The sequence below is a fragment of the Halorhabdus rudnickae genome (genome assembly GCF_900880625.1).
In the GTDB taxonomy this organism is placed as follows: Archaea; Halobacteriota; Halobacteria; order Halobacteriales; family Haloarculaceae; genus Halorhabdus; species Halorhabdus rudnickae.
In genome coordinates this window covers 53,457-72,933 of the sequence record NZ_CAAHFB010000004.1, presented here as the reverse complement: position 1 = coordinate 72,933, position 19,477 = coordinate 53,457, and the positions used below count along the sequence as shown (strand labels likewise).

At 62.4% G+C, this 19,477-nt stretch carries 17 protein-coding genes; 10 read left to right on the top strand and 7 right to left on the bottom strand.

Annotation, left to right across the window (positions count from 1 at the left end):
* Positions 1–378: 378 nt before the first annotated feature.
* Both BN2694_RS12580 and BN2694_RS12575 read right to left on the bottom strand, forming a co-directional pair.
* The gene (locus BN2694_RS12580) at positions 379–744 is read right to left on the bottom strand and encodes a DUF7113 family protein (RefSeq protein ID WP_135666029.1); all 366 of its coding nucleotides are present in this window, start codon (positions 742–744) and stop codon (positions 379–381) included.
* Between the two features lie 49 nt (positions 745–793).
* Positions 794–1,648: an endonuclease/exonuclease/phosphatase family protein gene (locus BN2694_RS12575; protein WP_135666027.1), complete on the bottom strand. Its 855-nt coding sequence runs from the start codon at positions 1,646–1,648 to the stop codon at positions 794–796.
* A gap of 116 nt (positions 1,649–1,764) precedes the next feature.
* Between BN2694_RS12575 and BN2694_RS12570 the strand changes: the two genes are divergently transcribed.
* Both BN2694_RS12570 and BN2694_RS12565 read left to right on the top strand, forming a co-directional pair.
* Positions 1,765–3,648, top strand: a complete 1,884-nt coding sequence (locus tag BN2694_RS12570; protein WP_135666025.1) for an ATP-binding protein — start codon at positions 1,765–1,767, stop codon at positions 3,646–3,648.
* A 75-nt stretch (positions 3,649–3,723) separates the two neighbouring features.
* Positions 3,724–4,152: a universal stress protein gene (locus tag BN2694_RS12565; protein WP_135666023.1), complete on the top strand. Its 429-nt coding sequence runs from the start codon at positions 3,724–3,726 to the stop codon at positions 4,150–4,152.
* 32 nt (positions 4,153–4,184) lie between these two features.
* On the opposite strand, the gene BN2694_RS12560 is transcribed toward BN2694_RS12565, so the two are convergent.
* Together BN2694_RS12560 and BN2694_RS12555 are read right to left on the bottom strand one after the other, a co-directional pair.
* On the bottom strand, positions 4,185–5,540 hold the full coding sequence (locus tag BN2694_RS12560) for a phosphomannomutase (RefSeq protein WP_135666430.1): 1,356 nt from the start codon (positions 5,538–5,540) through the stop codon (positions 4,185–4,187).
* Positions 5,541–5,570: 30 nt separating this feature from the next.
* A complete protein-coding gene (locus BN2694_RS12555) occupies positions 5,571–6,389 on the bottom strand; it encodes a nucleoside phosphorylase (RefSeq protein ID WP_135666021.1) in 819 nt (272 codons plus the stop codon).
* 354 nt (positions 6,390–6,743) lie between these two features.
* Between BN2694_RS12555 and BN2694_RS12550 the strand changes: the two genes are divergently transcribed.
* From BN2694_RS12550 to BN2694_RS12525, 7 genes are all read left to right on the top strand, one after another.
* Positions 6,744–7,895, top strand: a complete 1,152-nt coding sequence (locus BN2694_RS12550) for a BMP family lipoprotein (RefSeq protein WP_135666019.1) — start codon at positions 6,744–6,746, stop codon at positions 7,893–7,895.
* A 41-nt stretch (positions 7,896–7,936) separates the two neighbouring features.
* Positions 7,937–9,526: an ATP-binding cassette domain-containing protein gene (locus BN2694_RS12545; RefSeq protein WP_167880030.1), complete on the top strand. Its 1,590-nt coding sequence runs from the start codon at positions 7,937–7,939 to the stop codon at positions 9,524–9,526.
* On the top strand, positions 9,523–10,740 hold the full coding sequence (locus BN2694_RS12540) for an ABC transporter permease (RefSeq protein WP_135666017.1): 1,218 nt from the start codon (positions 9,523–9,525) through the stop codon (positions 10,738–10,740). Before BN2694_RS12545 ends, BN2694_RS12540 begins: the two co-directional genes overlap by 4 nt.
* Positions 10,733–11,851, top strand: a complete 1,119-nt coding sequence (locus tag BN2694_RS12535; protein WP_135666015.1) for an ABC transporter permease — start codon at positions 10,733–10,735, stop codon at positions 11,849–11,851. The genes BN2694_RS12540 and BN2694_RS12535 overlap by 8 nt, the downstream gene beginning before the upstream one ends.
* A gap of 356 nt (positions 11,852–12,207) precedes the next feature.
* On the top strand, positions 12,208–12,999 hold the full coding sequence (locus tag BN2694_RS18040) for a Gldg family protein (protein ID WP_342210812.1): 792 nt from the start codon (positions 12,208–12,210) through the stop codon (positions 12,997–12,999).
* Between the two features lie 159 nt (positions 13,000–13,158).
* Complete coding sequence (locus tag BN2694_RS12530) at positions 13,159–15,426, top strand: CehA/McbA family metallohydrolase (RefSeq protein WP_342210811.1); 2,268 nt, start codon at positions 13,159–13,161, stop codon at positions 15,424–15,426.
* Positions 15,427–15,430: 4 nt separating this feature from the next.
* Positions 15,431–16,087: a hypothetical protein gene (locus BN2694_RS12525; protein WP_135666013.1), complete on the top strand. Its 657-nt coding sequence runs from the start codon at positions 15,431–15,433 to the stop codon at positions 16,085–16,087.
* Positions 16,088–16,157: 70 nt separating this feature from the next.
* On the opposite strand, the gene cdd is transcribed toward BN2694_RS12525, so the two are convergent.
* Entirely contained in the window at positions 16,158–16,556 is a 399-nt protein-coding gene (cdd, locus tag BN2694_RS12520; protein ID WP_135666012.1) for a cytidine deaminase, read from the bottom strand.
* A 94-nt stretch (positions 16,557–16,650) separates the two neighbouring features.
* On the opposite strand from cdd, the gene BN2694_RS12515 reads away from it, so the two are divergent.
* On the top strand, positions 16,651–18,102 hold the full coding sequence (locus tag BN2694_RS12515) for a methyl-accepting chemotaxis protein (protein WP_135666010.1): 1,452 nt from the start codon (positions 16,651–16,653) through the stop codon (positions 18,100–18,102).
* A gap of 108 nt (positions 18,103–18,210) precedes the next feature.
* On the opposite strand, the gene BN2694_RS12510 is transcribed toward BN2694_RS12515, so the two are convergent.
* Together BN2694_RS12510 and BN2694_RS12505 are read right to left on the bottom strand one after the other, a co-directional pair.
* The gene (locus BN2694_RS12510) at positions 18,211–18,405 is read right to left on the bottom strand and encodes a XapX domain-containing protein (protein WP_135666008.1); all 195 of its coding nucleotides are present in this window, start codon (positions 18,403–18,405) and stop codon (positions 18,211–18,213) included.
* A gap of 243 nt (positions 18,406–18,648) precedes the next feature.
* Entirely contained in the window at positions 18,649–19,374 is a 726-nt protein-coding gene (locus BN2694_RS12505; protein ID WP_135666006.1) for a nucleoside phosphorylase, read from the bottom strand.
* Positions 19,375–19,477 lie beyond the last annotated feature (103 nt).

Below are 19,477 nucleotides of genomic sequence, written 5' to 3'. Positions count from 1 at the left end.
AGATGGTTTCTCTCGTGCTCCACTCATCAGCAGTCGTTTCGTGTAACTGGTGGTCGTCGCGAACGCCCTGTAATAACGTCTGAAAGGGAACAAACGGATCTCTACGGCTGGGAACGACATCTGTGGTCTGTCAAACTCTGTAAGCATAGCTAAGCACAACGCCGGAAAGCGATTTGTCTGCCAGGCAGGGACAGCGGAAACGACTCACTTCGCATAGCAGCCTTCAGTTGCCTCGTGGCGAGGTCGCGGTATTGGTGATTCACGATCGCGACTTCATCACAGAGTTGGTCGGTCTCGGTCCCAAGCAGTGTGCAGACTTTCTCGCGGTGCGGTCATGGCGCTCTCCGATCGAGCACACACTATCGGTCAGTCAGTCGCTCAAGCGTCGTTCCTTTCGTCGTCACTCCGAACGTCACCATCGATCGTTTCGCGTTCGATCTCGACCGCCGATGCGGACACGCCGACGCGACCGAACTGGGTTCGGAGGTGTTCCTGGGCCGCCTCGATTGCGCGCTCGCGCGTTTCGAATCCACGAGGCGTGGGTGACTCGAAGGCGACGTTGACGTCGCGGTCGTCGATCCGCTGGACAGTCCCACCACTCTCGACCTCGTAGAAGGCGTCACAGACCCAGACGTACGGCGCTTGGACATCCGCGGCACCCTCGTAACTCGGTGCCGTCTCACCGCGTTCGTACAGCGTCCCAGTCAGTTCCGTGCCACCTGCTCGAGCGCGGATGAGCAACATAGTGAGAGAGAAGCGGCCCATGAACAAAAGTGGGCCGTCCCTCGCGGTTTCAATCCCCGGTACGACCCCGTTGGGCCTCCCCGGAGCGGGTGCGTGTGGTCTCGCCAGAGAGATCGAGTTCCGCCAACACCGGCAGGTGATCGGAAGGATATCGGCCGTCGTCATAGCAGTCACAGCAGACTCCGTGCTGACCGACGGACACATCTCCGGTTACAAAGATATGGTCTATCTTGCGGTCGTGGACAAGGGCCTCGAAATCGGTCCGGGACGTCGACGGACCGTGGGCCGGGTCGGACGATCGCTTCGGTGCACTGTGTAGCGGCGAGTCGCGCTTTCGGGCCCCAACCAGGACGTCGAAGACAGGGTCGCCCGCGACGGCGTTGAAGTCACCGGTGAGGACGATCGGCTCCCCGTCCGCGAGCGCTTCGAGTCGATCCAGAACCAGCTGGGCGCTCTCCTGGCGGGCCCGCGCCCCCTCGTGAGAGAAGTGCGTGTTGGCCTGGAGATGCTGCGTACCGGTCGAGCGATCACGAAGCCGAACCCAGGTGACGATCCGCGGATGACGGGCGTCCCAGCCGAGACTTCCCGGCTCGTCGGGCGTCTCCGAGAGCCAGAACGTCCCCGACGCCACGCTATCGAAGCGGTCCCGACGGTACCCGATCGGCGTATACTCTCCTTCCCTGTCGCCGTCGACGCGACTCGAGCCGACCCACTCGAAGGATTCCAGCCGGTCGGCCAGAAACGCCAGCTGGTGATCGAGTGGCTCCTGTAACCCGACCACGTCGGGGCGGTGAAACCGGATCGTACTGGCGACGGCGTCCCGACGGTGCGCCCAGGCGTGTGCACCGTCCTCGGGAGTGTCGTAACGAACGTTGTACGTCATCGCGCGGAGCCACGCAGCCATTTGCCCGGGCCTTTGGCGGCCAGGGTAAGGACGTTTGTGTCTGGTCAGCTATCACGGGCCGATCCCGGCGGGTCGACGGGGAAACGGGTTTGTCCGTTCGCCCACAGAGGGCAGGTATGTCCGACCTCGGGGACTTCACTGAATTCGACGGCGACCGCGACCGCCCGACGGGCGAGTCGACGGATGGCAGCGACAGGCCGCCGACTGCGGCGGAGACCGACGACGATGACGACTTCGAGTCCGTGTCGGTCACGCCGGCTGGCGAGGAGGGGGGCATCGGCGTCCTCTCGGCGGCTCAGGGACTGACGATCAGCGAGGACGGCGAGGACACCCGGCTGCGCGCCTACGTCACTGTCGGCAACCGCGCGGACGTTCGCATCGGGACCTACCTGCTCGCGCCCTATCCCGACAGCGCGACCGACGAGCGACTGTTCTGTCGGATCACCGCCCTCGAGTACGCCCGGGAGTTCCGGGCCGACGACGCGACCGAAATCCACGCCCGCCGGGCGATGCGTTCGAGCGGCATCGACGAACAGGACTTCAAGTTCATCGCGACGCTGGAACCCGTCGCGATCTTATATGAAGACGAGGACAGCGAGGCGAAAAGCGCCTCGGACAGTCGAGCGGCGGAGCCCCAAGACAGCGACCTTCAGCGCCGGATGACCGACCGCGTCCCCAAACCGGAAACGGTCGTCAGTCACGCCGAGGAACGCTCCGCGATCAAGACCGGGCTGAAGATCCCCGCCGAGGGAGTCTTCCTCGGCCACCTCTCGGTCGGCGGCCAGAAGGTCGAGACGGCCGCTCAGCCGCCGACGATCGACTACCGGCTGACGGACGATTACGACGCCGGCGATCCGCTCGTCTTCCGGCATACGCTCGTCGCCGGCGGGACTGGCTCCGGGAAGACCCACTTCGCGAAGAACGTCCTCCGGCAGTTCCTCGCTGAGGAGCGATCCTACCCCGTCGAGACGGGCAGCGACCGGACGGTCCGGCCGGCGGTCGTCCAGTTCGATCCCCAGGACGAGTACGCCCAGATGCACGACGACGGGGAGTTGTCCGAGGATTTCCGGCGGCGCTGTGAACGCGAGGGCGTCGCCTGTGGCGGCCACGACGACACCGTGGCGTTCGTCCCCGAGGTCGGTGGGGCAACCTACTCCGCGGAACATCACCGCGCCGAACAGGTCGCCTTTACCATCCCGTTCTCGTTGGTCTATGACAACCCCTGGCTGATCGCTGGCAGCGGCCTCAACGATAACCAGTACGGGGCCTTAGTGAACGTCCTTCTGCCGATGTTCCGCGACCAATACGGGCGGGAAGGTACCTACGATCAGTTCACGTCGTTCCTCGACGATCCGGCCCTGAAGGAAGAACTCGACGAAACCGGCCGGGTCCATGAGGCGACCTACGACGCGGTCCGCCGGCGCGCCCGTGGGTTCGGCAATATCTTCGACCAGGATGCCCGCCCGATTACCGATCTGGTCCACGAGTTCGTCCGACCCGGGGGACTGACGGTCGTCCCGACCTACCACATCAACGACTCGCGGGCGACCGAGACGGTCGTGCTCGCACTGTCGTCGCTGCTCGTCGACGAGAAACTCTCGAACGACCCGAGCTTCGAGCGCATCGAGGAGACGCCACTGATCGTCGGGATGGACGAAGCCCACAACTTCCTGACCGACGCCGACAGCGTTCAGGCCCAGAAGGTCATCGGGAAGTTCACCGACGCCGCCAAACAGGGCCGCAAGGAACGGCTGGGCCTGTTCCTCATCACGCAGGATCCCCAGGATATCGCCGATCCCGTCTTCAAGCAGATCAATACCACCGTGGTCCTGAATTTGGGAGACGAGGACGCAATCTCCGCGGTGAACATCCCAAAGCACCTCGAAGAGAAGGTACCTTACATGGAGCAGGGACAGATGGTTGTCTACTCGCCCGATAACTCCGAACCCGTCGAATTGATCGGCCTGCCCCAGTGCGTAACGCGCCACGGCCGGGATTGAACGGATGGACCACTGGGAGGGGCGTGGGCCGGCCGGCACCGAACGTTGATGGGACCGGGCGACGAACACCCGGATATGGGCAAGCATATCCTGGTCCCGCTCGACGGCAGCGAACAGGCCCACGAGGCCTGTGACTTCGCGATGGCGGAGTTCCCCGAAGCCGATCTGACGCTACTGCACGTGATCAACCCCGCAGACGCGGGCTACAGCGTCCAAGCCTCGATTCCGACGTTCTCCGAAGAGTGGTACGAACGCCAGAAAGAAGAAGCCCAGAACCGCTTCGAGGAGATCGAGGCCGAAGCCCGCGAGCGTGGGATCGAGGTCGAAGGCGTCATCGAGGTGGGCAAACCCACGCACGTCATCGTCGAACATGCCCAGGAGCACGATGTCGACCAGATCGTCATGGGAAGCCATGGCCGCTCGGGTGTCTCGCGAATTTTGTTAGGCAGCGTTGCCGAAACGGTGGTCCGGCGCTCGCCCGTTCCGGTGACAGTCATCAGATGAGCAACGGCGTGGCTGCTGGGTCCCTGGGCAGCTCAAGCAGCTGCGTCGACGGCGTCTTTGACTGTCGACCGCACGTCCGCTAAGAGCGCTTTTGCGTCATCGCTTTCGGCGTAGACGCGGATGTACGGCTCGGTCCCACTGGGCCGGACGAGGAACCACGACGCGTCCGGGAGTTCGATCCGGACGCCGTATTCGAGAGAGACGTCTCCATCCGGGAACTGCTCGGGGAGAGCGGTCTCGAGACGATCCATGGCGTCGGCTTTCGCCGCCTCAGGACAGTCGACCGGCTTCTTCTCAAGCGGTCGTTCGGTGACGGGCGCAAGCAACGTGTCTAGCCCTTCGGCGGCGATCAGCCGGGCCAGGACGGCCGCGGTCGCGATGCCGTCGGTCCAGATCCCTAGTTCGGGGTGGATACACTTCCAGGGTTCACCGGCGAAGGCGACGGCCGTCTCCTGGCCTTCGGCCTCGGCCTCGGCGATCCCCTCGTGGAGCAGTCCCAGTGCGGTCCGCTCGACGCGACCGCCAGCCGCTCGGACCTGCTCGTCGACGCGGCCCGAGACGTTCGGCGTCGTCATCACGACCGGATCCGCGGCGTCGCTGTGCTCGACGAAGTACGACGAGAGCACGGCGAGAATCGTATCCTCGTGCACGATCGATCCTGCTTCGTCGACGACGACGATCCGGTCGCCGTCCCCGTCGTGAGCGATGCCGAGGTCGACTGCGTCCCGCTCGCGGACGTACTGGGTCAGGTCGGTGATGTTCTCTGGCGTTGGCTTGCTCGGCCGGCCGGGGAAGTGGCCGTCGACGTTGGCGTGAAGCGTGTGTACCGTGGCGCCGAGTCGGCGAAGAACGTCCGGAGTCCCGAGTGCGGCGACGCCGTTACCGGCGTCGACAGCAATCGTCATGCCATCGAGTTCCTCGCCGTGCTCGCTGGCGTACTCAACGACAGCATCGAGGTAGCCAGCCAGCGGTTCCTCGTGGGTCTGTCGCCCCCATTCGCTCCAGTCTGCCGGGGCGAGTTCGTCCGCGACACCCTGTTCGATACGCTCCTCGTCGGCGGTCGTGTACTCCTCGCCGTCGACGAAGAACTTGATCCCGTTGTCGGCCGAAGGGTTGTGACTCGCTGTGATCATCACGCCGTGCCGACCGCGGGATGCGAACGCCAGTGCCGGCGTCGGCAGCATGCCGGCTCGCACGACGTCCGCCCCGGCACTCTCCAAGCCCGCTTCGAGCGCGGCTGCGATGGCGACACCGGTCTGGCGACCGTCACGAGCGATCACGAACTGCTCGCCGAACTCGCCGGCCGCGCGTCCGACCGACAGCGCGAGTTCAGGGGTGACCTTCTCGGCGACTGGACCTCTGATTCCCGTCGTCCCGAATAGATCCATATTCATGAGTTGAGCTCCGTTCTCAAGTACTTACAGTTCCAGGCCTGGGTGCCAGTGGTCGACGCCGGCCTCGGCCTTTACTTCGTCCATACGCGCGAGGAGCTTCGTGGCCAGGGAGGCGACTTCCGAGGCGCGCTGGTCGCTCTCGGTCCGGAACTCGCCGGTCACGCGATTGGCGTAGACGGCACAGACCGCGCCCGCCCGCAGGCCGTAGACGTTGGCAATCGTCAAGATTGCACTCGCCTCCATCTCGATGTTCGTGACGTTGACCTCCCGGAGATCCTCGACGAGCCGATCCGAGCCGGGAGCCTCGAAGTCTTCGAAACCGGGGCGACCCTGACCGGGATAGAAACTGTCCGCGCTCAGGGTCGTGCCGAGGTGGTAGTTGTAGTCGAGGCGTTCGGCCGCGGCCGCGAGCGCGGAGACGACTTCGTGGTCGGCAGTCGCGGGATAGTCCTCTCGGACGTACTCCTTGCTGGTCCCTTCCTGGCGGACCGCGCCGGTCGTGATCACGAGGTCGCCGACGGAAACCTCCTCACGGATCGAGCCACACGAACCGACGCGGATGAACGTGTCCACGCCGACGCGGGCGAGTTCCTCGACCGCAATGGCCGCACCGGGACCACCGATCCCGGTCGAAGTCACGGAGATCGGGGCCTCATCGTAGGTTCCTGTGACGGTTCGGTACTCGCGGTGGTGGGCCTTCTCCTCGTGCTCGTCCCAGAACCGCACGATCTTCTCGATGCGCTCCGGGTTCCCAGGGAGCAAGACTGTCTCCGCCACGTCCTCGGGGGCCACGGCGAGGTGATACTGTTCGGTTTCGTTTGGATCTTCACTGTCTCCAGGCATCGTGGTACCTTTTTTATGCTGAAATCTTATATAACATTCGCCATCCTACTGCCCACCCCACCGGTCGCCACCGGAGGGAATCACGTCTTATACGGCAGCCTATAGCCGGTTGTGTTCGACAGGAGGACAGACCTGCTCTTGATGTCGAGCAGAAACCGAGAACCCGCAGAATCGAACGGCCATATTTAATTCAAATTATTCAAGTAGAAATTTATGACCGTGGCTCTCTATACCGGCTTTTTCCACGGATCAAGAGAGATAGAAGCGGTCGTGATCTTTTAAGTCATTGCCCCTACTTAAAAGGAAAGAAACAGCATAACTATTATCACTATTCGAGCCGGGATATCTAGCCTGATGTCACAAAACTACGATCGGCGGTCAGTAATCAAGGGGATTGCGGTCGGCGGGATCGGTGTCTCGCTGGCAGGCTGTTCAGGAAACGGTAGCGATACAACCGAACCATCGGGTAACGGCGACAACGGCGGCAGCAACGACGGCAGCACCGAAAACACCGATACGGGCGGGTCCTCGGGCGGGGACGCCCACCAGGTCGGAATGGTGTACTCGACTGGTGGCCTGGGTGACAATTCCTTCAACGACATGGCCCACCGGGGTATCCAGACGGCCACGGAAGAGTACAACCTCAAGTTCCAGAACGCTGAACCGGAGTCTCCGAGCGAGTTCAGCACGTTCCAGCGACAGTTTGCGACCTCGTCGAGTCCGGAATACGACCAGATCTTCGCGATCGGGTTTTCCCAGAAGAGCGCCCTCCAGGAAGTCGCACCGGACTTCCCGGACCTGAAGTTCACGTTCGTCGACGCGACGACCGACCTGGACAACGTCGCGAACTATGTGTTCAAGGAGCACGAAGGTTCGTTCCAGGCTGGCATTCTTGCCGGAATGTTGACGAGCCAAGAGTTCTCCGCCGGCCCGAGTCAAACGGACCCAGACTCGAACACGATCGGGTTCGTTGGCGGGAAAGAAACGAGGCTAATCAAGAAGTTCGAGGCTGGCTACCGATTCGGTGCAAAGCAAGTCAACGAGAACGTCAAGATCAACGTGGCGTACTCCGGTTCCTGGAGTGAACCGAGTACCGGTCAGTCGATCGCCAACTCGATGATCGACGACGGCGCAGACGTCCTCTACCACGCCGCAGGTGGGACCGGTGTCGGCGTCCTCCAGGCCGCCTACGAGCGCGGTGCCTTCGGGATCGGCGTCGACGCCCGCCAGTCCGAGACGCTCACGGAATACAACGGGGCGATCCTCGGAAGCATGGTCAAACAGGTCGACGAGGCAGTCATCACTTCGGTCGGCAACGCGATCAACGGAGAATTCCGCGGCGGCGAGACCACGACACTCGGACTCGCAGAAGAGGGTATCGCGCTGCTGTATGGCACGGAGATCGGCGACCAGATCCCACAGGAGATCAAAGACGAGATCGAGGCCCAGAGTCAGACTGTCATCGATGGCGACGTGACGGTTCCGTCTCATCCTGACGACCTCTGATCTGTCTCGACCGCGTCGGATAATAATATTTATTTGATACGATGGCACAAACGACACAACCACCGGAGGACGATACCGGAGGGAGTACAGACCCGGGTCCGGCGGTCAGGATGGAAAACATCACCAAGCGGTTCCCGGGCGTCGTCGCGAACGACCAAGTCACCCTCGAAGTAGAGCGTGGTTCGGTCCACACGTTGCTGGGCGAGAACGGGGCGGGCAAGTCCACGCTGATGAACGTCCTGTACGGGCTCTACCAGCAAGAAGAGGGGACAGTCTACCTGAACGGCGAGGAGATAAACTTCCAGACGCCACAGGACGCAATCGACGCCGGGATTGGGATGATCCACCAGCACTTCATGCTGGTCGATACGATGACCGTCGCCGAGAACGTCACGCTCGGCAACGAACCACGCAAGTGGGGCGGGTTCGCGTACGACGCAGCGAGCGCCCGCGAGGCAGTCCGGGAACTGAGTGAGACGTACAACTTCGACCTGGACCCGACCGACAGGGTCGAGGATATCAGCGTCGGAGAGAAACAGCGCGTCGAGATCCTCAAGACACTCTATCGCGGGGCCGACGTGTTGATCTTCGACGAGCCGACGGCCGTGCTCACCCCCCAGGAGGTCGACGAGCTGTTCCGGATCGTCGACGAACTGACGGCGGAGGGCAAGACGCTGATCTTCATCACACACAAACTCGGCGAGGCGATGGAGATCTCCGATGACATCACTGTCCTCCGGGACGGCGCGAACGTCGGGACGGTCGACCCCGAGACGGCGACCCGAGAGAGTCTCGCGGAGCTGATGGTCGGCCGGGAAGTAATGCTCGAAGTGGACAAAGACGAGCGGCAGGCCGGCAATCCCGCCCTGTCGATCTCCGATCTCGTCGTCGAGAACGACGACGGAGTGCGACAGGTCAACGAAGTCGACCTGACGGTCCACGAAGGTGAGGTTCTCGGCATCGCGGGCGTCGACGGCAACGGCCAGTCACAGCTCGTCGACTCGGTCGTTGGTCTCGAAGAGCCCAAGGAAGGCACGGTCGAGTTCAACGGCGAGGACGTGACAGACATTTCCAGGCGAAAACACATCGAGCGTGGAATGTCGTTCGTCCCCGAGGACCGCCAGGAACGCGGGCTCGTGATGGACTTCGATCTCGTCGAGAACTCGCTGCTGGGCAATCAGTACGATCCCGGCTTCACGAACGGCCCGCGAGTTGACTGGGGCGCGACCCGTGACCACGCCGATCGGATCATCGACCGCTACGACGTGCGAACGCCGAGCGCCGAGACAGCCTCGGAGTCACTTTCGGGCGGGAACCAACAGAAAGTCATCGTCGGCCGGGAGATCCTCCGGGATCCCGACGTGATCGTCGCGTCCCACCCGACCCGGGGGGTCGACGTCGGGAGCATCGAGTTCATCCACGACCAGTTGGTCGAGCTTCGCGACGAGGGCAAGGGCGTCCTGTTGGTCTCCTCGAAGCTCGACGAAGTCCAGCAGCTTTCGGACCGTCTCGCGGTCATCTACGAGGGCGAGATTATGGACATCGTGGATCCCGAGGAAGTTACCGATCGGGACGTCGGCCTGCTGATGGCCGGTGAGATGCCCGACGAATACGGGGGTGGCGACGAATGAGCAAGCGCCAGTATCCCGCTCCAGTACAGCGGTTCCTCCAGTTTTTCGTCGGGAATTCGGTCGTCGAACGGATTCTGATAAGCGCTGCTGCACTGATCACGGCCGTCATCGTCAGCAGCCTCATCGTCCTCGTGGCCGGGTATCTCTCCGGGGAAGCGTACAACCCCCTCGAGATCTTCGCCGTGCTGGTCAACGGGGCCTTCGGCTCGCCGTTCGACCTTGACTCGGCACGGCTGTTCACCGAGGGCTGGTCGCCAATCAACTTCTCGATGGGGACGACCCTGAAGGAGACGACGCTATTGATCTTCGCCGGGCTCGCCGTCGCCGTTGCCTTCCGCGGAGATCTGTTCAACATCGGCGTCCAGGGCCAGCTCGTCCTAGGTGGTCTGGCTGCCGCTCTGTCGCTGGTCTGGGTTGCGCCATTTGTCCCGGGCGGGCTCGTTGGGACGCTCCTGTTGATCCCGTTCGGCCTGCTGATCGGTGCGATCGTCGGCGGGCTCTACGGCGCGATACCGGGGGCTCTAAAGGCTTACGCGGACGCCAACGAGGTGATCACGACGATCATGCTCAACACCATCGCCACTGGGACGGCCTTTTTCCTCGTTTCGGCGTACTTCGCCGATCCGACGCTCCAGAGCGTCAAGACCCGGTCGATCCCGGATTTCGCCCGGCTCAACGGGATCGTCTTCCCCCAGGGCGGTCAGTTCTCGATCGTCGCACTTTTGCTCGCGCTGGTAGCGACGGCCGGGATCTACTACATCCTGCGGTACACGAGCTTCGGGTACGACCTGCGCGTCTCGGGGAAGCAGGCGGCCGCGGCACTGTACGGTGGTGCGAACGCCGAACGAATGGTCGTCTCGACGATGACGCTGTCGGGCGCGCTCGGCGGTATCGCGGGCGCGATGTGGTCGATGATGGTCATCGGCGCGTGGCGACAGGGCGTCCCCTCGATCGGGTTCGACGGCATCACCGTCTCGGTGCTCGCCGGGAACAACCCGATCGGCGTCATCCCCGCGGCACTGCTGTTCGGCGTCCTGAAGGGCGGGTCGAACGCGATCAACTTCCAGTTGGGCGTCCCGCCGGAGCTGGTTGCCGTTCTCCGTGGGATGATCATCCTGTTCATCGCAATGCCGGAGGCCTTCCGGATGCTGGGCAACCGGCTGGGGATCGAACCGAACCCTGCTGCGACGAGCGGAGGTGGCGCCAATGAGTAGCGCATCGGCCGATGGCAGTGCGCTCGCGAGCGTTCGCGGCTGGTTCGCAAGCGTGGGACGCATTCCGCGACTCGTCTTTGGAGTGTTCCTCGTCGCGGGGATCTTCGGTGCGGCGATCAATATCCTGATGCCGGGATCACGACCCGCGACTGTCGCCGGCATGTTCAACGTCAGCTTCGTCGAGTCGACGCTACGGATCGCCGTCCCGATCGTCTTCGCCGGGCTGGGCGGTATCTTCGCCGAGAAGAGCGGTGTCATCAACATCGGTCTGGAAGGCCTGTTGATTATCTCGGCGTTCACCGCCGTTGCGGTCACGCACCTCGTTTCGGGCGGGTCGGCCGCCGCCCAGTCGACAGTCTGGCTCGGACTGTTCGCCGGCGTGCTGGCGAGTACGTTCCTCGCGTTCGTGTTTGCCGTCCTCGTCATCGAGTTCCGGGCGGACCAGATCATCGCCGGCCTCGCCATCTGGCTGGTCGGACTCGGACTCGGACCGTTCCTCAGTATCGTCATCTGGGGATCGGTCAACAGCGCGAGCGTCGCGACGCTGAACACGGTGACGGTTCCGGGACTCTCTGCAATCCCGGTTCTCGGGCCGATCCTCTTCGACGCGAGCCCGATCGTCCTCCTGATGCTGATAACGATTGTCGTCTCGTGGTTCGTCCTCAATCGCACGAGCTTCGGTCGATGGATCGAGGCAAGCGGGGAGAACCCCTCCGCACTCGATACCGCTGGTGTCGACGTCCACCGCGTGCGGTACGTCGGTGTCGTCCTCTCGGGGGTCCTCTCCGGGCTTGGCGGTGCCGGGCTGGTCCTCGGTCGTGCCGGTCGCTTCATCGGGAGCGGCCAGACGATGATCGGCGGGGACGGCTTCATCGCGATCACGACCTACCTCTTCGGTAACTACAACCCGATTGGAACGGCAGCAGCAGGGATCCTCTTCGCTGGGCTGGATGCCCTACAGATCCGACTCCAGCAGATCCCGTTCATCCCGGCTCCGACCGAGCTAATCCGGCTGGTACCGTACGTCTCGGTCATCATCGTACTCGCGTTCGTCGGGTACACGCGCCTACCGGCCGAAGCCGGCGAACACTACGAGTCCGGTGAAGAGTAGGGCAATACCAGTCTTTTATAGTAGTTTATATTTGAATATCACTTCGTTTTGCGGGCGGATCGAGCCCAAAGTGTGGAAACTGTACCCGCGTCACCTACCGATGACAGCATATTATCGGTAATATAGCCCATAATCAAGGTGTTTTATTGTGTTGAATTCGAAGGTACTTTTAAATATCAATTCTATATATACCAGTGATGGTCTGTAGAAAGTCACTGCTGGCAGTGTTCTTCACCGTCATACTGGTGCTGTCGGTTTTTGCAGGAAGCGTTGGTGCAAGCACTGTCGCTATCGAATCAGGAACAGACACCCAAGCGATCGACCAATCACCTGTCAACGAGCTAGTTACTTGACAGTTGTCTGACGATTGTCCACAGTCCGAAGAATCAGCTAACCTCAACAGGAGTGGAGCGGGCGTCGAGGTCCTGATCGATGGGAGCCATCGCGGCTCGACGTTGACGACGTTCGCGAACGCGTTGTCCGAGCGCGGGTTCGCGGTCACGACCAAACAGGCCGGTAATGGCGAAGGGTTGACGACAACGGATCTCTCGAAGTTCGACGTCGTCGTCATCCCGGTTCCCCAACGCCCCTACACGGAAGCCGAACTGCAGAAGATCCACGAGTACGTCGAAAGCGGTGGATCGCTTTTCGCGGTTGGCCAATGGACGGATCCGCTCCGTGGGAAGGCCAAAGATATCAACGCCATCACGGACCGGTATGGGCTACACTTCAACGGCGAGACGAACTCGTCGCTACGGAACATCCAGGATCCGACCGACACGACGGTCGAAGATTACGACTGGCGGGTCTTGTTGCACAACACCGTCGATCACCCGATCACGAACGGCGTCGAAACCATCGAGTACGACGGCGTTGGCCTCAACGTCAGCGACGGCGGAATAGGGACGCAGTCGCCGTTGCTGTACGGCGACGAGGACACCTACGAATTCACGTATTCCACCAGCGAAAAGCGCTTCGAGCGCGGCAAAGAGATCGTCGGCGGGGCTGCCGCCTGGGACATCGGGCAGAACGGTCGGGTCGTCGCCTTCGGGAGCCAGAAGACGTTGACCTCCTACATCAAAGAGTCCTGGCGGGAGGAACACGTCCAGACCGACTCCCGTCGGTTCGTCATGCGGACGATGAAATGACTCGCCGCGTCCGGCCACCTCGAAAAGCCCGATCAGCCTGTCGCCGAGCGCGGTCTTGCGGTCAAGGGCGGCGAAACGTCGACGAACGAATCGATCGTCCTCCGAAACAAGGAGGTCGCGTTCACAATCGGCACCAAAACGAACGGACCATTCGGTGCGTTGCCGGGCGGGATCTACGACGCCGCCGCCTACGGAATGACCACCGACCGGATCGGAGTAGCCGAGTTTTCGGCCAACAACTTCGGTGCCTGGGCAGACTACGAGTCGTTCGATCTCACGAACGCGTCCGGACCTGACGGGGCGGCCGTCGTGACTGCGAGAGGGTACGTCAAGGAGAACCCCGACGTGTCGATCACGACCAAGTACGTGCTCGAAGCCGGTGCCAAGCACGTCTGGGTGAACACCACGATGGAGAACACCGGCGATACGCGGTACCCCGCAAACGAGAGCAAACAGCTCCTCAGTGGCCTCGCGCTGAGTTCCGAGGGGCTCTCGACGTGGCTGCCCGGGATCGGCGACAACAGTGAAGGCCGGTCCAGTCCCGGCAGTAATCCCGCACTCACCGAACCCTGGGCCGCGCTCTCCGGCGATCGCGTGACCTACGGCGTCTGGGGTGCCGCGGGATCGTTCGACGTCTACACCGCTTCGACGACGTGGGCCGACCCGTGGCTCCAGCACAGTATCGAGGCCGGTGAGACTGCACAGGTCGATTACGCGTTCTACGTCGGTGCCCACGGCGGAACGAGCCAACTGAGCGAGTATTACGCCGATCAACACGGCGAGGAGCTCGGAACCGTCTCCGGAACGATTGAAACGGCCGCAGGCGAAGATGTCCCGAAGGCGGAAGTCGTCGTGAACCACGACGGCGAAGCCTACACCTACACGGTCGGCACTCAAGACGGAGAGTACAGCCTCAAACTCCCCGCGGGCGAGTACGCGCTCCAGGCGGACGCCGAGGGCTTCGCCGCCTCGGACACCAAGACAGTGACCGTCACGGCCGGCGAGACGGAGAACGTCCGGTTCAGTTCGCTGGAGGGGCCGGCCCCGGTCAACGTCACTGCGATGCTGGAACACGACGGGACGACTGAGCGAACCGACGCGCGGATCACCGTCAAGTCCGAAAGCGGCACGACGCTTCAGACGGTGTACACGAAGCCGATCCCGGTCGGTCAGCAGTCGTTCCGACTCCCGCCGGGCAACTACATGCTAGTGTTCAACCACGGGACGAACTACGTCGCCGAGCCCGTCACCAAGAACATCACTGTCCAGCCCGGTAATCCGGTTAACGTCAGCGCGACGATCACCGAGGAACTCGATCCGAGCAAGCGAGACTGGATCGGCGTCGAACCCCACGCCCACTCGGGAGTGAGCTTCGACGGTCGGACGCCGACCGACATGTTCCTGGCCGTTCAGCTATCCTCGGGCGTCGACATGGCGTTTATCTCCGACCACAACGCCATTGGCGCTTGGGGATCGCTGAGCAGTCAGGCCAAGCAACGCGGGCTCAAGCTCATCCGGAGCGAGGAGATCACGACCGGCGATCTCGGTCACTTCAATCCCTATCCCTTGCACGGCGAGGAAGTAATCGACGCCGAGGGGACGCTGGTCGAGTTCATTCAGGAGTCCCGCGAACGTCACAACGCGACGGTCTTCCAGATCAACCACCCCGGCGATCGGTTCGTCGACCTCTCTGGGGCCCCCGGCCAGCACATGCAGTACCTCGAGATGATCGACGCGATCGAAGCCTACAACGGGATCTACGATCCCGAAGACAAAAACAGCGTCAAGGGCCTGTTCAACCTCTGGAACAAGGGGTACACGCATATCGCGGCGACCGGGGTCAGTGACGACCACAACTGGAAGGCGTTCCCGACGAAGTACGGTACCGCTCGTACGCATGCGTATGTCGAGGGCGACGTGACGCCCGAAAAATGGGCCCATGCCGTCAAAGACGGTCACACCTACGCAACGTACGGTCCGGCAGTGGAGTTCACCGTCGAGGAGGAGATCCCCGGTGAGACGGTCACGACGACCGCCGACTCCTCGGTCGAAGCGTCCGCGACCGTCCGCAACGTAGACGACCTCGCGTACGCACATGTGATCCGAAACGGGACGGTCATCGCGAACGTCTCTGTGGACGGAACCAAAGATTCCATCTCCGAGCAAGTGGCGATCGAGGGCGAAGGCGACGCCTGGATCGCCTTCCGCGTCGTCGACGAGGAGGGCGACCGGGCGTTGACCAGTCCGGTCTGGATCGACGTTGAGGCGGGCGAAGCGCCCACTCGAACGTCGACCGATACGGTCACTGAAACCGGCACGGAAACGCCGGCCGAGACGACGCCTACCAGCGGGCCCGGATTCACAGCCGCGATGGCGCTAGTGGCGCTACTCGGTGGGGCACTAATCGTATATCGTCGGCGAACCTGACACCATGAACGACGGCACCCATTCAGCAACGCGTCGAGGCGTCCTATCCGCGATCGGACTTGCGGTCGCGGGCACGATCACCGGCTGTAGCGGTTTCACTGGCCAGCGCGACCCGACGTCGTCGGATGGGGGCCAAACGACGGGTCGTTTCTCACCGACAGTGGCGACCACGGCGGATCGGTCAGGTGAGTCCACCACAGCGCGCTCGGCCACCGGGGAACACGAGTACGACGACGATCGGCCGTTGTCAGCGTTCCAGCAGAAGCTGGAGGACAGACTCGTTCCCGTCTCGTCGGTGGACGTCGTCGACAAGCGAGTACAGGTAACCTACATCGCACGGAGCGAACGCGGCCACGAGGTCGCCGCAGGCATCGAGGCGATCGTCGTCTCGTTCATCCAGGTTCACAGACACAGGTGGGACGTCGAGGCCGTCGACGCAACGATCATGGACGAACACGATACGGACACCGAGATGGGTCGGTGGCGACTCGAAGCGCGCTGGGTCGAAAACACACTCGACGGGGAGTGGTCCAGAACGAAGTTGCTAGACCGGACGCTGTCGACGTATCACGGCGAGCCACTCAAACAAGACGACGACCATCACGGTGGCGAAACGGACGAACACCACCACGACGAAATCACCGACCATCAACACGAGTGAGTGCTGGAGCGTCTCGACCGGCTGGTCGGACGTCATTCTCCCCGGAGTTTGCAGGTAACGGAAAACGAGTCTACCGATCCTGAAGGTTCCCCGGCTTCATCGCATCCGGAAGCAGTCCACCCAGCGTGTACTGTTTGATCCCGTCGTCGTCCTCAGTGAAGATCTCGAAAGAGTCGTCACAGAACTCGGCGAACGTCTGGCGACACATCCCGCAGGGCGTGACGCCGTCGTTTTCCGCCGAGACGACCGCGACCCGCTCGAAGTCGGTGTGGCCGTCACGGATCGCGCCCATCACAGCGAGTTCCTCGGCGTGGAAGCTATTGGAGTAGTTGACGATCTCGACGTTGAATCCCCGGTAGACCTCGCCACTCGCTGTCTCAAGGGCTGCACCGACTGGATACTCGGAGTAGGGAACGTACGCCTCTTTCCGGGCTTCGTGTGCCGCTTCGATGAGTGTTTCGGGCTCCATGCCAGGGGGTACGATCGGAACTTATTATAAACTACCGCTTTATAAGCCCAGGGCTATATAATGGTTTATCCGTCCCAGCGTGTGAAGTTCGACCATGGAAGACGACGTTTCCGGTGAGATGTCCAGCGAGGTGGACGTCCGATCGGTGCTGGACGCACTCCCGATCCCGGCGTACGTACTCGACGACGATCAGACGGTGATTCACTGGAGTGACGGTCTCGAGCCGTTGCTCGGATTGAGTCGCGAAGAGATGTTGGGTACCGACGAGTACTTCGGCCGCGACGACGACGGCAACCGAATCAAGACGCTGGCGAACAAGGTCGTCGACGATCCTCACGAGGCCGACCACAACGACCGGGTCACGCGCGTCTCCTCGCCGTACACGGAAACGCCAGTTTATGAGTCGAAGCTCTGGCTGGAGAACGACGCCGGACAGCGGCGATACGTCCGGTTCAACGCGATGCCGATCTTTGCGGACGGTGATCTCTCTGCTGTCGTGCAAATATGCCGGGACGAAACCGATCAACGGCGACGCCAGGAACACACAGAAGCGCTCGTCGAGGAAGTCATCGAAACCCTGTCGGCCGTGAGCGAAGGTTCGCTGGACGCGCGGGCGTCCTTCGAAGAGACAGAGCACGTCCCGGCACACCTACTCGACATCCTCGAGCAGGTCAACGAGACGGCGACACGACTCGAACGGGTCGTCGAACAGGTCGACACGCAGGCGACGGAGTTGACTGAGTCGGCGACCGAAACCGCCACCGAAGCGGGCCACATTACCGACCTCGTCGAGGATCAGGCCCGTGATCTCGGTCAGGCGGTGACCGAACTCGAGAACTTCAGCGCCCGGATGGAAGAAGTCGCGGCCAACTCAGACCAGATCGCGACCGCCGCCGAACGGAGCCTACAGACGGCCGAAGACGGGATCGAGTCCGGGAGACGCGCCCGAGAAAGCGCGACAGAGCTGGCCGAGACCGGCGACGAACTCGTCGAGACAGTCCAGGCACTCGAAGATCGCACAGGAGAGATCGAGACGATCGTCGAGGTGATCCAGGACGTCGCCGACCAGACGAACATGTTGGCGCTGAACGCCTCCATCGAGGCCGCCCGCGCTGGCGAGGCCGGCGAGGGATTCGAGGTCGTCGCCGAGGAGGTCAAAGGGCTGGCCGAGGAAACAGGCGAACACGCCGAACAGATCGCCACCCAGGTAGAGACCGTCGAAACCCAGACCGATCAAACGGCCGCCGCCATCGAACGCGCCACGACGGAGATCGAGGCGACCTCCGAGGAAGTCGAACGGGCGCGTGACGCTTTCGAAGACATCGAAACAGAGATCGAGGAGGTCACGACGGGGATCGCCGAGATCGCCGAAGCGAACGACGATCAGGCGGCCGCGATAGAGGAAGTGACGACGACCCTCGAAACCGTTCGCGATCGTGCCAAAGAGGCAAGCGAAGCCAGCCAGTCGATAAGCGAGCGCACCGACGCCCAGCGACAGTCGATCGAACGGCTTGCCGATCTCGTCGCCGAACTTGACGGCGAGTGACCCGACGCCGCGGCCATCACTGAAGGCCCCGGTACTGTGGAACTCGACGTAAAAAACCGCATCTTTCATCGCAGAATCAGTACGCTCGCCCGCCGCAAATCGGGCCGATCACAGACCGAGAGCGTCCACCAAATCGAACCCGTAATCGAGGAATCCCATCAACCGGTACCCCAGGAAGATGCCAACGATACCCATCACACCGGCGAGACTGGGTGGTGCCGGGATCGGCACTTCAAAGAAGCCGAAGACGATACCGGTCAACAGACCAGTCAGCGTCGCGAGCGCGACCAGAGTCGCGTTCATTGGGCCACCCCACGTTCCGTGCGCGTACGATTCGAACGCAGTCCGGTAGTCCGGACGAGGGCGTTCGGCGAGTCGATCCGGCGACGCCCGGCCAATCCGGCGTCGTCCGGCGACACAGCGCGGAACCGTTCCCCGCGACTGTCGCGTGGCAGTTCAATCATAGACACGCGATTTTAGTCGGATTCCACTGATAAGTACTGCGATCCATTATAAGGAAAGACGCATTATAAATGGAGAGTAGGTTTAGAGCTGTGTCGCGGTGTCGAGCGCGATTTCGATCGCTCGACCGACGTTGTTTTTGGCCTTGTCGGGGAGTTCGCGTTCGTCGGTCGCCCCTTTCTGGGTCCCCTCGACGAGGTTGCCGTCGACTGTGCAGATCGCACCCGCCCGCATGCCTCGACGGCGGGCGAGGGTAAACAGCGCCGAAGCCTCCATCTCGACGGCGAGAATGCCTGCCTCTTCCCAGTCGGCAACGATTTCCTCGGGTTCGTTGTAAAAGGCGTCGTCGGTGGCGATCGGACCGACGTGAACGTTTTCGTCGTTGGCCTCGGCCGTCTCGACGAGGGACGTGAGGACGTCGTAGTCGGCGACGGCGGGATACTCCGGGGACTCGTAGCGGTCGCTCGTCCCCTCGTTTTTCGCGGCGGCAGTCGCAACCACCATGTCGCCGATCTCGATCCCCTGTTGGAGTCCCCCAGTCGTTCCGACGCGGATGAGGGTCTCGACGCCGACGTTGGCCAGTTCCTCGATCGCGATGGCGGCCGACGGTGAGCCGATACCTGTCGAGACGATCGTTAGATTCTGCCCCTCGTAGGTCCCGTTGACGACCTTGAATTCTCTGTTTCTCGCGACCGTCTCGACGTCTCGGCAATAGGAGGCGATCCGATCGACCCGGTCGGGATCACCCGGCGACAGGACAATATCAGCCAGCTGGTCCATCTCGATCTGCAAGTGGGACTGTTTCAGCATAGTGGCCCGTTCTGGGTCGATCGACAAAAGTTTATGTCTGATCGCGGCGGTTGCCGCGTTTCGATCAGTCGCGATCGGACCCTCTCCGGGACGGCCCGATCGG